The sequence below is a fragment of the Micrococcus sp. KRD096 genome, from assembly GCF_017168495.1.
Taxonomy (GTDB): domain Bacteria; phylum Actinomycetota; class Actinomycetes; order Actinomycetales; family Micrococcaceae; genus Micrococcus; species Micrococcus luteus.
The window spans coordinates 21,886-34,268 of sequence record NZ_JABFAY010000017.1 but is presented as its reverse complement, the minus strand read 5'-3'; the positions used below and the strand labels follow the sequence as shown (position 1 = coordinate 34,268).

12 protein-coding genes are annotated in these 12,383 nt (G+C 73.9%); 3 read left to right on the top strand and 9 right to left on the bottom strand.

Translation table 11 applies throughout. The annotated features are described in order from the left end of the window. Positions 1–2: 2 nt before the first annotated feature. Both J1M41_RS08015 and J1M41_RS08010 read right to left on the bottom strand, forming a co-directional pair. Positions 3–335 (bottom strand): PqqD family protein, encoded by a 333-nt coding sequence (locus J1M41_RS08015; protein ID WP_098093389.1) that lies wholly within the window; start codon positions 333–335, stop codon positions 3–5. After that, positions 325–1,212, bottom strand: a complete 888-nt coding sequence (locus J1M41_RS08010; protein ID WP_095695445.1) for a nucleotidyltransferase family protein — start codon at positions 1,210–1,212, stop codon at positions 325–327. Before J1M41_RS08010 ends, J1M41_RS08015 begins: the two co-directional genes overlap by 11 nt. Positions 1,213–1,516: 304 nt before the next feature. On the opposite strand from J1M41_RS08010, the gene J1M41_RS08005 reads away from it, so the two are divergent. Continuing rightward, positions 1,517–2,077: a hypothetical protein gene (locus J1M41_RS08005; RefSeq protein ID WP_170747769.1), complete on the top strand. Its 561-nt coding sequence runs from the start codon at positions 1,517–1,519 to the stop codon at positions 2,075–2,077. Between the two features lie 108 nt (positions 2,078–2,185). On the opposite strand, the gene J1M41_RS08000 is transcribed toward J1M41_RS08005, so the two are convergent. Further along, positions 2,186–3,577: a polysaccharide biosynthesis tyrosine autokinase gene (locus J1M41_RS08000; protein WP_170747770.1), complete on the bottom strand. Its 1,392-nt coding sequence runs from the start codon at positions 3,575–3,577 to the stop codon at positions 2,186–2,188. A gap of 126 nt (positions 3,578–3,703) precedes the next feature. Here J1M41_RS08000 and J1M41_RS07995 point away from each other — a divergent pair, with 126 nt between their 5' ends. Continuing rightward, complete coding sequence (locus J1M41_RS07995; protein WP_122054093.1) at positions 3,704–5,038, top strand: O-antigen ligase; 1,335 nt, start codon at positions 3,704–3,706, stop codon at positions 5,036–5,038. 10 nt (positions 5,039–5,048) lie between these two features. Here the strand turns inward: J1M41_RS07995 and J1M41_RS07990 are convergent, their stop codons facing one another. The 6 genes from J1M41_RS07990 to J1M41_RS07965 all read right to left on the bottom strand — a co-directional run bounded on the left by J1M41_RS07990 (position 5,049) and on the right by J1M41_RS07965 (position 10,779). Next, positions 5,049–5,987, bottom strand: coding sequence for a low molecular weight phosphatase family protein (locus J1M41_RS07990; protein WP_119217471.1), 939 nt, complete (start codon positions 5,985–5,987; stop codon positions 5,049–5,051). Continuing rightward, complete coding sequence (locus J1M41_RS07985) at positions 5,984–7,051, bottom strand: acyltransferase (protein ID WP_206451511.1); 1,068 nt, start codon at positions 7,049–7,051, stop codon at positions 5,984–5,986. Before J1M41_RS07985 ends, J1M41_RS07990 begins: the two co-directional genes overlap by 4 nt. Before the next feature lie 78 nt (positions 7,052–7,129). Beyond that, positions 7,130–7,435, bottom strand: coding sequence for a hypothetical protein (locus J1M41_RS07980; RefSeq protein WP_206451510.1), 306 nt, complete (start codon positions 7,433–7,435; stop codon positions 7,130–7,132). A gap of 58 nt (positions 7,436–7,493) precedes the next feature. Beyond that, entirely contained in the window at positions 7,494–8,183 is a 690-nt protein-coding gene (gene deoC, locus J1M41_RS07975) for a deoxyribose-phosphate aldolase (protein WP_036340586.1), read from the bottom strand. A 20-nt stretch (positions 8,184–8,203) separates the two neighbouring features. Next, the gene (locus J1M41_RS07970; protein ID WP_206451509.1) at positions 8,204–9,934 is read right to left on the bottom strand and encodes a phospho-sugar mutase; all 1,731 of its coding nucleotides are present in this window, start codon (positions 9,932–9,934) and stop codon (positions 8,204–8,206) included. Further along, positions 9,934–10,779, bottom strand: coding sequence for a purine-nucleoside phosphorylase (locus J1M41_RS07965; RefSeq protein ID WP_044659714.1), 846 nt, complete (start codon positions 10,777–10,779; stop codon positions 9,934–9,936). Before J1M41_RS07965 ends, J1M41_RS07970 begins: the two co-directional genes overlap by 1 nt. A gap of 64 nt (positions 10,780–10,843) precedes the next feature. On the opposite strand from J1M41_RS07965, the gene J1M41_RS07960 reads away from it, so the two are divergent. Further along, positions 10,844–12,283 carry an NAD(P)H-quinone dehydrogenase gene (locus tag J1M41_RS07960; protein WP_199489689.1) on the top strand — a complete coding sequence of 480 codons (1,440 nt, stop codon included), beginning with the start codon at positions 10,844–10,846 and terminating at the stop codon, positions 12,281–12,283. Positions 12,284–12,383: the final 100 nt, after the last annotated feature.

The window sequence follows — 12,383 nt, the reverse complement described above, 5'->3', positions numbered from 1 at the left end:
GGTCAGGCCGTCCTCACGCGGTCGAGGACGCCGTGCGTCTCGAGCATCTCGAGGAAGGCATGGACGTCGGCCGCGACGTCGGCGGGAGCGAGGCCGAACGCCTCCGCCACCTGGACCGTGACGTCCGTCGTCGACAGCGGCACCGGCGGATCCGCGATCAGGTCGTCCCCCGGGGTGCGGCCGCCCACGAGGACGTCCCAGATCACGTCGCCCGAGGCGCCCAACAGCAGCGGCTGACCGGCCTCGAGCGTCATGACGGCGGCCTGGCCGCCGGCGGTGCGGGCCCACGCGATGTCGGGGGCGAGCGCCCAGCCCTCGGTGGTCTCACCGGTCACGGCGCACCGCCTTCGTCCAGGCCCAGCCGGCGAGTGCGCCGAGCCGGGCGCGCTGCTCGCGCCACAGGTCTGCGCGGGTGACGGGTCGGCCCAGGCGCATCTGCAGATGGGGGCGGTTCACCGGGATCGTGCGGGCCACGAGGGCGGCCCGCTCCCGCACCGTGGCGGCCGACCGCCACCGGGTGCGGAACAGCTCAAGACCGCTCTGGCTCTCGTGCAGCGCCGCGAAGAGGGTCAGCTGCCGGGTGTCGACGCCGTCGGCGGCCTCGCCCGTGGCGACGTGCCAGGCCGCACCCGCGTCCAGCCGGTGGGCTTCCTCGCGCAGGGCGGCCCAGCTCTCGGCGGGGAGGGACTCCCGGATGTGCCGGACGTCGAGGCCACCGCGGAACGGGTCGCGGGCCGCGTGGACGATCACGACGAGCCGCTGATGGCGCGGGCTCGGCACCGGGACAGACCGGCCGGCGATCACGAGGTGGATGTGCTCGCTCCACAGGGCGTCGAAGGCCGCCTCGGGGGACGCGCCGAGGCCGGGGAAGAGCCGATGCACGTCCACGTACCCCAGCTGGTCATGCCAGAGCGTGGCCGCGTGCTGGAAGATCGACCCCTGAGAGAAGGTGGCGACCGGTTCCCAGCCGTGGGAGCCCAGGAGTGCGATGACGGCGTCGGCATCGGCCGGAGGGACCAGCAGGTCCACGTCCGAACTGCGGCGGTGGTCGGGGTAGACGCCGGGCTCGGTGGCGTAGCCCTTGAGATGCAGGCCGCGGATGCCGGCCCGGTCCAGCAGATGCGTGATGCGGGCGTGAGCGAGGCGGACGCGGACCTCGAGGTCCAGGGACGGCGGGGCGGCCGGTCGCTGTCCCGTCGCATGTTCCCCCATGGCCGCGAGCTTAGTCGAGCGAAAGGAGGGCCGTCGTCGACTGTGCTTGATACGTTGTTGGGCGAGGTTGAACTTCGGGTGAATTCATGGACCGGTGGCAGGAGATCCGCATGGTCCCGGGAGCCACGACGCGGCGCGCCCGCCAGGAATGTGCGAGAGGGCTGGCAATGAGCTGTGCGGCCCATCTACACTCAGCTGGAGAGTTCCACAGCAAATACTCACCGAGTATCCCGCGGTGCTCCGTCCACTCGCGTAACCCCGTTCGGGCGCGAAAGCCACACCTCGACTCGAAACGAGTGAAGCCATGCAGAAGAACACCTCCACCCTCTCCCGTCGCAAGGTGACCGCCGGCATCGCGTGGTCGGTCCCGGCCGTCGCCGCCGTCGCCGCCGCCCCGTTCGCCGCGGCCTCCCCGACCGGCTGTGCCGACGTGACCACGGGCACCGCCGTGAAGCACCAGGGCGGCGGCCACTCCGATGGCATCAAGCAGGCCTACGGCTTCACCATCACCATCACCAACACGTCGCCCACCCCCGTGTACGTCAACCCGGGCACGGTGACCGTGGTGTTCGGCGGTCATACCACCCGAAACGGTGAGGCGCGTCTCTACACCGACAGCCCGTGCGATGGAGGCAGGCGACTGGCCGCCATGGACCCCGAGCTGCTCCTGCAGCCGGGCGAGTCCAAGACCTACTACTACCTGGTGAACAACACCGGCAACTCGGCCAACGAGTCCGGCTGCGTCAAGGGCAAGCTGCAGCTGGCCCTGCCGACGAGCGCTCCTGAGGGCGCGGATCTCTGCAACGACGGTGTCGTCGAGTTCAGCAACTGCTTCGAGACCACCCCGCCCTCGGTGAAGTGCTGATCTTCTGAGCACCGCCACGAAGGGCCCCGCCTCCTCAGAGGCGGGGCCCTTCTGCATCCCCGTGCCCGCGTCGTCATTGCGACGACCTGGCCCTGCGGCCGGGCGCGGTCAGCGTCGTGACGTGTCGCCCGCGGTCCCGGCCGCGGCCTCGGCGGCGTCCCGGGGCGCCTGGTAGTAGGCGTCGTAGCTGCCGCCGTCCGCGCCGTAGCCCCCGCCGTAGTAGTCCGAGCCCACGCCGGAGGCCGGGGTGCCGTTGAGCACGACGCCGAGCACCCGGGCGTGGACGCCCGCGAGCATGTCCCGGGCCACCTCGAGGTGCTCCTTGCGGGTCTTGCCGTGGCGGATCACCAGGACGGTGCCGTCCACCGCCGTGGCGAGCAGGGTGGAGTCCGTGACGGGCAGCACGGGCGGGGCGTCCACGAGCACCATGTGCGTCTCGGCGAGGGCGGTGAGCAGGTCCTTCATCCGCTCGGAGCCGAGCTGCTCGGACGGGTTCGGGGGAGTGCGGCCGGCAGGCAGGAGGAGTAGCCCCTCCTCGCCCACGGGGATCAGCACGTCCTGGAGGGCGACGTCCCCGTTGAGGACCTCGGACAGACCCACGCGGCCGTCGACGCCGAACTGCATTGCCTGACGGGGGCGACGCAGATCGGCGTCGATGAGGATCACCGGCTGGCCGGCGGCCGCCACGGTCAGGGCCAGGTTGCCGATCACCGTCGACTTGCCCTCGCCGGGGTTCGAACTGGTGAACGCGATGGTGCGGGGCGGGTCGTCCACCGCGGCGAACCGCAGGTTGGTCCGCAGCTGGCGCACCGCCTCCGACGCGCGGGGGGAGAGGGGCGCCATCGGCGCCGTGCGGTCCGCCTTCATGCTGGGGTCCAGGGGGATGGCGCCGAGCAGGCCCGCCCCGCCCGCCACCTGGGCGTCCGTGGTCGTCCGCACGTTGACGTCCAGCAGCCGCCGCAGGAACGCGACGATCAGGCCGAGGACCAGACCTGCGCCCAGGCCGTACAGCAGGTGGCGGACGCGGTCCGGGCTCGAGGGCGCGGCCGGCGCGAGGGCGTCCTCCATGGCCGTGACCTTGACGTTGGACGTCGGATCGAGCTCGTTCGCCACGTCGGCGGTCGCCACGAGCGCCCCGTTGGCCAGCGCGGCGGCCTGCTGCGCATCGGGGGCCACGGCGGACACCGTGATGAGGTTGGAGTTCGGCACCAGGGCGGCGCTCAAGGTCGCGCCGGCGGTGTCCAGGCCCTCGGCGGCGATCCGCTCGCGGACCGTGCGGCTGTTGATCAGCGGGATGTAGGACTGGGCGCGGGTCTGGGCGGTCTCGGTGCCGGAGATGCTCGCCTCCCCCTCCACCGTGACGAACGCGGTCGAGGTGGCGGTGTACAGCGTGGGCTGCAGCAGCGAGTAGAGGAGGCCCAATGCCAGGCCCAGGGCGGCGCACCCCAGGATCACCAGGCGGTTCGCACGCAGCACACGAAGGAAATCGATGATGTTCATGGGGTCCCAGGATCGGAGGGCAGCGACTCAGGTCACTCTAACAAGCGGGACAGCCCATTCCTTCGCACTCGTCTACGCTGAGCGTGGGGCGGAGACGCGCCCCGGCAGGGCGACGGAGGAGCGGTCATGACGGTGGGGCACGGCGCGCACGGACCGCGGCACTCCGACCCCCGCTACGTGGCCCTGCAGACGGAACGGGAGAAGCACGCCCGCGCCGCCGCCCGCGGCACGTCCGTGTGGTCGGCCGACCAGGACGCCGCCGTCCCGCGCGAGCCCCTGCGCATCCCCGAACTGCTGCTCGGGGCCCTGCTGGCCATGGAGGCGTTCAGCGTCCCCCTCGGCCCCGTGGCGCTCCCGCTGAACGAGGCGGGCATGCTCCTGCTGCTGGCCCTGGCGCTGTGCCGACGGTCCCGCCGCGATGTCTCCGCCCTCGGGCTGACCGCCGTGCTCGCCGCCGCCGTGCTGCTGTTCCTCGCGATCGTCTCCGTGTCCCAGGGCATCCCGGACCTGGAATGGCTGCGCCGGTGGGTGCGGATGGCGGCCCTCGTCGGGCTCGTCGGCTGCATCGCCGGCGGCCGGCTCAGCCTGCGCTCGCTCGCCGTCGGGCTCGGCGCCGCCATGGCCCTGAACGTGCCCCTCTTCTACGCCGGCCTCGTCCCCGCGCCCTACGGCAGTTTCCTGACCGGCATCCTCGCGGACAAGAACGTGGCGGGCCTCTACTACGCGGCCATGCCGGTCCTGGCGCTCGCCCTGGTGCGGACGCGGCGGTGGAAGCTGATCCTGCTCGTCGCCGCCGCGGTGTGCGTCGTCCTCACGGGCTCCCGCACCTCCATGGCGGGCTTCGCCTGCGCCGTCCTGTGGCTCTGGCTGACGCCGCGGATGGGGGCGGGTCTGCGCCTGGTCCTGCTGGCGGTCCTCGCCTGGGCGGTCGCGTTCGCCGAGGAGAACCTGGCCCGCATCGCCTTCTTCGCGGACCGCACCGGCACGGACTGGCTGCGCTCGAACATCCAGGCCGAGACGGCCGTGCGCGTCGCGGAGACGCCGTGGTACGGCCGGGGCCTCACCACGGCGTACGTGGACTTCGGCGGTGCCACGTGGCACTACCACAACTCCTACGCGGGCCTCTACACCGAGGGCGGTGTCGTGCTCCTCCTCGCCGTCCTCGGCGCCTACGCGTTCTTCGGGCTGCGCCTGTTCAGCGCCCGGCTGCGCACCCCCTCGCGCGTGGCGGTGGAGGCGGCGGCCGTCGTCGTGTTCGTCTCCGCGACGCAGCTGGGCGAGGTGTTCATCACGATCCCGAGCATGCTCGTCGTCGCCGCCGGCGTGACCCTCTGGCTCGACGAGCGGGACGCCCCGCTCGAGAGCGAGGTGCTCGAGCGGCGCCGTCGTCGGGTCCTGGCCGCGGCGCGCCGGGGGCAGCACGCCCCGTCCTCCGGCGGGCACGCCGTCCCCGATCTCTGACGCCGGCCGGTCAGGCGCCCGTCGGCTCCTCCTCCACGAGGTCCCCGTCGAGGGCCCGGGCGATCTCCCACGCCAGCAGCTCGACGATCGGCTGCGCGGTCTGCGCCATGGCGGCGTAGCCCTCGGCGGGGCCGCGGAACGGGTCCGGCAGATCCGCGTCCGGTCGCTCCCCCTGGGCGATCAGGCGGGAGCGCAGCTCCGCCAGCGCCGTGACGAGCGCGGTGACGCCCGCGCCCGGAGGGACCGCCGCGGCGAGCTCCTCGCCGTGGTCGCGCAGGAGGGTGCCCATGCCGAGGATCGTGAAGGTCCGGCGCACCGCCGCGGGGTCCTCACGCAGCACCTCGTCCAGGTGGTCGTCCGTCGCGGTCAGGACGAGGTCCTGGTCCGCCAGCGAACGCCCGGTCAGCTGCTGCGGTCGATGCTGCGTCAACGCGGCGCGGACTCGGCGGCTCGGCGCGAGGTCGAGCAGCGGGCCGGGGACGGTCAGCGCCTGGTTCGGTTCCGTGCCCGCGCTCGTGACCACCGCGCGGCCCCGGTCGCCGAGCAGGGCGTTGAGCTGCGCCTGCAGCGCGTACTCCACGTAGGCGGAGCGGCAGATGTTGCCCGTGCATACGACGAGGACGCGGGCGCTCGGCAGGGGGCCGGGGACACGGTCGGCCGGTGAGGCAGGCGAGGCTGGCTCAGCGGCCCTGACGGGCGCGGGAGCCACCGTGCGCTCGGTCGGCGTCGCACGCTGCCGCGGCGTGGCGGGGTCGGCCGGGTGGGGGCGGAATGCCGGGCCGAGCCGGAACTCGGCGAGGCGATCCTCCCGCGCCGTGGAGGCCGCCGGGGCGTCGGCGTCGCCGCCGTCACCCGCCGGGTGGCCGCCGTCGCGGGCCGGCACCTCGGGCTCCTCCGGCGTCGGCGGCAGGAACGGATTGCGGATCGGGGGGCGATGATCCCTGCTCATGGGTGTGTCCTCTCCGAGGCGGTCGTGACGCGCGGCAGCGCGGACGTGACGGGGTGCGGGGGCTCCACGTGTCGCAGGCGGTGCACCGGGTGCCAGCGGCGGCGCGCCCCCGTGAACGGCTTGGACAGGGGGGTGGCGAGCAGGGCGAGGCCTGCCAGCCAGCTGAGGGCGAGCGCGAGGGCGAACTTGGCGGCGTTGTCCTCCACGCCGTGGCGCGTGACCCACATCAGCACCCAGCCGTGCAGCAGCACCACCACCGTGCCCGTCCGGACCAGGGCGGTGATGGCGCGGCGCAGGGCCTGACCCGTCCCGGTGCGTCGGGCGAAGGAGCGCAGCAGCCTCTCCACCGTGGAACCGAACACGAGCACCATCCCCGCGGACATCAGGACGCCCACGGCGGGGGTGAGCACCGGCGTGCCGAAGCCGCCGAACTTGATGTTGGGCGGCTCCAGGCCCAGCCGGACCGCGACCATCCCGAGCAGCACCAGGCCGACGCCGATGAGCGTCCGGTGGCGCCGCACGTGCGGCTGGACGCGGCGGCGGAACATCTCCCCGCTGAGGACGAACAACAGGCACGGCAGGGCCAGCCCGACGCCCAGCGGCGTGCGGGCGATCGCGGAGTCCGGCACGAGGTGGGCCCACGCCAGCCCGGCCAGGCCCACGGCCCAGGCGACGGCGGACGGGAAGCGCTCGAGGAATCGGCGCAGCACCGTGGTGAAGAACAGGACGGAGATGAACCAGAACGCCCACCACGGGGGCTCCTGGTCCGCGCCCCCGTACCAGCCGGTGATCATCAGGCGCCGCAGGAGGTCGGGGTCGTCGGCGAACCACGCGAATGCGGCCACGGACATGAGCGCCGCCCACACCAGGTACGGCACCATCAGGCTCCGGAAGCGGCCCCACACGTCCGTGGCCCAGGGGCGGCCGCGCGTCCAGAAGTAGCCGGTGAGGAAGAAGAACAGCGGCATCCGCCAGATCTCCAGGTACCGGCTGAAGATGAGGTCCGTCAGGTATGCGTGACCCAGCACCACCGCCGCGATGGAGACAAGCCGAAGGGCGTCCACCCCCGTGTTGCGGGTGGACGCCCTTCGGCGCGCGGCGGCCGGACGACCGGTGTCAGCGATCCTCGGCTCCGGGACGGCTCAGCGGTGCGCGGCGCCGGTCTCGACGGCGTGGGCGCCGGAGGCGGCGTGCTCGACGACGGGACGGGTGTGGATGGCGGTGGTGTCCACGGTGTCGCTGCGGCCCAGGAACGCCTTGGGGATCATGAAGGCCACAGTGGCCAGGGCCAGCGCGATCAGGCCGGGGATCCAGACCGACTCGAGCGACCAGAAGCCCATGGCGTAGAGGCAGCCGAGGAACGCGCCGAAGGCGACGATGGAGGCGATCAGGGAACCCCAGACGCCGCCCACGTTGGAGTGGTCGATGGCCTTGCCGTTGCGGATCACGTGATGCTCCTTCGGTGCGGTCCCGGCCGGGGCGGACGCCCGGCCGAAGTGATGCGAGTCAGTCGGATCCCAGGATAGCAAGCGCGGAGCTGGCCCCGATCCGGGTGGCGCCGGCCTCGATCATCGCCAGGGCGTCCGCGCGGGTGCGCACCCCGCCGGAGGCCTTCACGCCGATGCGCTCGCCCACGGTGCGGCGCATCAGCGCGACGTGCTCGACGGTGGCGCCCGCGGTGGAGAAGCCCGTGGAGGTCTTCACGAAGTCCGCCCCGGCCTCGACCGCGGCCTCGCAGGCCAGGACGATCGCGTCGTCGTCCAGCAGGGCGGTCTCCACGATCACCTTGAGCAGCGCCCCGCCGTCGCCTGCGGGGCCATCCGCGTGCGCGGCCTCGGCCACGGCGCGGACGTCCGCGACGAGCCGGTCGCGGTCCCCGGCGCGGGCCGCGGCGACGTCGAGGACCATGTCCACCTCGTCCGCGCCGGCGTCGATCGCCTGCCGGGCCTCGAAGGCCTTGACCTCCGAGGCGTTGGCGCCGAGGGGGAAGCCGATCACGGTGCAGGTCAGCACGTCCGAGCCCGCGAGCTCGGCGGCCACCAGCGGCACCCACACGGGGTTGATGCAGACGCTCTTGACCCCGGCCTCGCGGGACTCGGCCACGAGGCGGCGCACGTCCGCCTCCGAGGTGTCGGCCTTCAGGGCGGTCGCGTCGATGTACTTCGCCAGCTCGGCGGTGGTGAGGGAGACGGTCATGTCCGCCAGCCTACCGAGGCTCAGCCGCCCACGAGGGCCGTCACCTCGGCGCGCAGCGCCTCGAGCCGCTCGGCGGCCGCGGCCGGGTCGGCGTCCCGGGTGCCGAGGTAGCACTTGAGCTTCGGCTCGGTGCCGGAGGGGCGCACGAGGACGCGGGTGCCGGAGTCGGTGGCGAACAGCAGTGCGTCCGTCGGCGGCAGCCCGTCCCCGCCGGCGGCCAGGTCCCGGCGCACGGTGACCGGTTCCCCCGCGAGCGTGGCCGGCGCCTGCTGACGCAGGGCCGTCATGGTGCGGGCGATCAGGGACAGGTCCGCCACGCGGACCGAGACCTGGGCGCTGGGCATGGCGCCGGTGACCGCGTCGACGTCGGCCAGGGCGTCCATCAGGCCGCGTCCCTGCGCTGTGAGGGCGGCGGCCAGCTCCGCGGCCATGAGGGCGGCCGTGATGCCGTCCTTGTCCCGCACCATGTCCGGGTCCACGCAGTAGCCGAGGGCCTCCTCGTAGCCGAAGCCGAGGTCCGGGGCGCGGGAGATCCACTTGAAGCCGGTCAGCGTGACGTGGTGCCTCACCCCGTTCGCCTCCGCCAGGGCGGCCAGCTGCGGGGAGGAGACCACGGAGTTCGCGGCGCTGCGGCCGGCCGCGTGCAGGGCCGGCATCGCGTGCGCGCCCAGCAGCGTCCCGACGGCGTCGCCCGAGAGCATCCGCCACGTGCGGACGCCGTCCACGTCGGTGACGGGCGCGGCCAGGGCCAGGCGGTCTGCGTCGGGGTCGTTGGCGATCACCAGGTCCGCGTCCACCTCGGCGGCCAGGGCGAGGGCGAGGTCCATCGCCCCCGGCTCCTCCGGGTTGGGGAACGCGACCGTGGGGAAGGCCGGGTCCGGGGCGGCCTGCTCGGCCACCACGTGGACGGGGCCGAAGCCGGCGTCCTCGAGCAGGCCCGGGACCACGGCGCCGCCCACCCCGTGCAGGGGCGTGTAGACCACGCGCAGGTCGCGGTGGCCGTGCCGGTCGTCGTCGAGCACGCCGAGGGCCGCCGCGCGGTAGGCCTCCAGCAGGTCCGGCCCGGCCACGGTCCAGCCGTCGTCGGCGAGCGGGATGTCCGCGGCCCACGCGGCGTGGTCGATACGGGCGGCGATCTCCGCGTCCGCGGGGGAGACGATCTGCGCCCCGCGACCCGCCTCGTCCGTGAGCCGCCCGCCGAGGTAGACCTTGTAGCCGTTGTCCGCGGGCGGGTTGTGGCTGGCCGTGACCATCACGCCCGCGTCCGCGCTGAGATGGCGCACCGCGAAGGCGAGCACCGGCGTCGGCAGCGGGTCCGGCAACAGGACGGTCTGCACGCCCGCGGCCGTCAGGACGGCGGCCGTGTCCGCGGCGAAGGCGGCCGAGCCGCGTCGCGCGTCGTACCCGACGACGGCCAGCGGCGGGGCCGCGTCCCGTCCGACGCCGTCCCACAGGTGGGCGGCCAGACCCGCCGCGGTGCGGCGCACCACGAGCCGGTTCATGCGGGACTCGCCCGGGCCCTCCTCGGCGCGCAGGCCGGCGGTGCCGAAGACGAGCGGCCCGGCGAAGCGGGCGGCGAGCGCCGCCCGGGCGGCCGCGGCCTCCGGGCCGACGCCGGCGGCCGCGTCGAGCTCGGCGCGCAGGGTGTCCCGGTGCGCGGGATCGGGGTCCTCCGCCGCCCACCGCTCAGCCCGGGCGAGGACGTCCTCCGGGAGCGCGGCGACGTCGTCGTGCGGGGGATGCGCGGGCATCAGAGCCGCCCCACGATGTCCGCGAGCAGGCGCGCGATGCGCGGGCCGGCGGCCTGGCCGGCCTCGACGACCTCGGCGTGGGACAGCGGCGTCTCCGAGATGCCGGCGCCGAGGTTGGTCACCAGCGAGATGCCGAACACCTCCAGCCCGGCGTGACGGGCCGCGATCGCGTCCAGTGCCGTGGACATGCCGACGAGGTCGCCGCCGAGGGTGCGCGCCATCCGCACCTCGGCGGGGGTCTCGTACTGCGGGCCGGCGAACTGGACGTACACGCCCTCGCGCAGGGACGGGTCCACCTCACGGGCGATCGCACGCAGCCGCGGGGAGTAGAGGTCGGTCAGGTCCACGAACGTGGCGCCGACGAGCGGGGTGGCGCCGGTGAGGTTGATGTGGTCCGCGATCAGGACGGGAGTGCCCGGGGCGATCTCCGGGTCCAGGCCGCCGCAGCCGTTGGTCAGCACCACGGTGCGCGCCCCGGCGGCGGCGGCGGTGCGGACGGTGTGCGCCACGGCCTGGGCGTCGCGGGACTCGTAGAAGTGCGTGCGCGAGCCGAAGACGAGGGCGTGCGTGCCGTCCGGCAGTCGGACCGAGCGGATCACCGCGTTGTGGCCGGGCACCTTCGGGGCGTGGAAGCCGGGCACCTCGGCCAGCGGCACGGCGGCGACCTCGTCGCCGATCAGGCCGGCGGCCTCGCCCCAGCCGGAGCCGAGGACGACGGCGACGCGGTGCTCCGCCACGCCCGTCGCCCGGGCGATGGTGTCGGCGGCCGCGCGGGCCTCGGCGAAGCCCGGATGGTCGCCGGTCAGGGGGGAGTCGGGGGAGGGGATGCTGGTCTGGTCGGTCACGTCGTGGAGTCTAGGCGGTGTCCCGTGGGCGCGGGCTAGGACTTTCCCGTCCGCGGCGGACACAATGGAGCCCGTGACCGAGGAAAACAGCACCTTCATCCCGTCCCTGACCATCATCGGCGGCGGCCCCGGCGGCTACGAGGCCGCCATGGTGGCCGCGAAGCTGGGCGCCCGCGTGACCCTGGTCGAGCGCCAGGGGTTGGGCGGCGCGGCCGTCCTCACGGACGTGGTCCCCTCCAAGACGCTGATCGCCGCCGCCGACTCGATGCGCCGCGTGGGCGCCTCCGTGGACCTGGGCGTCGATCTCGGCGGGGCCGAGGTCCACGCGGACATGGGCCAGGTCGGCCGCCGCATCCTGAACCTGGCCCACGAGCAGTCCTCGGACATCCGCGCGGGCCTCGAGCGGGTCGGCGTCCGGGTGATCGACGGCGTGGGCCGCGTCGTCGGCCCCCACGAGGTGTCCGTCCGCGCCCTCGACGACGCCGACGCCGGCGCCGAGCCCGAGATCATCACCTCGGACGCGATCCTCGTGGCCGTCGGCGCGAGCCCCCGCGAGCTGCCCACCGCCGTCCCGGACGGCGAGCGGATCTTCAACTGGAAGCAGGTCTACAACCTCAAGGAGCTGCCCGAGCACCTGATCGTCGTGGGCTCCGGCGTCACCGGCGCCGAGTTCGCCTCGGCCTACAACCGCCTCGGCGCCAAGGTCACCCTCGTCTCCTCGCGCGACCGCGTGCTCCCCGGCGAGGACGCCGACGCCGCCGAACTGCTCGAGAAGGTCTTCGAGGGCAACGGCCTCAGGGTGATCGCCCGCTCCCGCGCCGAGGCCGTCGAGCGGACCGAGACCGGCGTGCGCGTGCACCTCTCCGGCGAGGGCGCCGAGGACACCCCGTCGATCGAGGGCTCCCACGCCCTCGTCGCCGTCGGCGGCGTGCCGAACACGGCGGGCCTCGGCCTCGACGACGTGGGCGTGAAGCTGACCGGCTCCGGCCACGTGCTCGTGGACGGCGTCTCCCGCACGTCCGTGCCGAGCATCTACGCGGCGGGCGACTGCACGGGCAAGCTCGCCCTCGCCTCGGTGGCGGCCATGCAGGGGCGCATCGCCGTCGCCCACCTGCTCGGCGACGCCCTCAAGCCGCTGCGCCCGCACCTGCTGGCCTCGAACATCTTCACCTCGCCGGAGATCGCCACCGTGGGCGTCACGCAGGCGCAGGTGGACTCCGGCCAGTACCAGGCGGACGTGCTGCGCCTGGACTTCCACACCAACCCCCGCGCCAAGATGTCCGGCGCGGAGGAGGGGTTCGTGAAGATCTTCGCGCGACAGGGTTCCGGCACCGTGATCGGCGGCGTGGTGGTCTCGCCGCGCGCCTCCGAGCTGATCTACGCGCTCGCGCTCGCGGTCACGCACAAGCTGCACGTGGACGACCTCGCGGACACCTTCACCGTGTACCCGTCCATGTCCGGGTCGATCGCGGAGGCGGCGCGACGCCTGCACGTGCGCATCTGACCCAGAGACGACTTTCGGTCGTGAGATAGGGCCTATCTCACGACCGAAAGCGTCCATTCCCCCGATGTCACGTTCGACAGTGCGGGCGGGGGCCGGCCGG

Coding starts and splice junctions, on each gene's coding strand:
- J1M41_RS08010 (WP_095695445.1), bottom strand. CDS start 1,212: ATGGGGGAACATGCGACGGGACAGCGACCGGCCGCCCCGCCGTCCCTG.
- J1M41_RS08005 (WP_170747769.1), top strand. CDS start 1,517: ATGCAGAAGAACACCTCCACCCTCTCCCGTCGCAAGGTGACCGCCGGC.
- J1M41_RS08000 (WP_170747770.1), bottom strand. CDS start 3,577: ATGAACATCATCGATTTCCTTCGTGTGCTGCGTGCGAACCGCCTGGTG.
- J1M41_RS07995 (WP_122054093.1), top strand. CDS start 3,704: ATGACGGTGGGGCACGGCGCGCACGGACCGCGGCACTCCGACCCCCGC.
- J1M41_RS07990 (WP_119217471.1), bottom strand. CDS start 5,987: ATGAGCAGGGATCATCGCCCCCCGATCCGCAATCCGTTCCTGCCGCCG.
- deoC (WP_036340586.1), bottom strand. CDS start 8,183: ATGACCGTCTCCCTCACCACCGCCGAGCTGGCGAAGTACATCGACGCG.
- J1M41_RS07970 (WP_206451509.1), bottom strand. CDS start 9,934: ATGCCCGCGCATCCCCCGCACGACGACGTCGCCGCGCTCCCGGAGGAC.
- J1M41_RS07960 (WP_199489689.1), top strand. CDS start 10,844: ATGGAGCCCGTGACCGAGGAAAACAGCACCTTCATCCCGTCCCTGACC.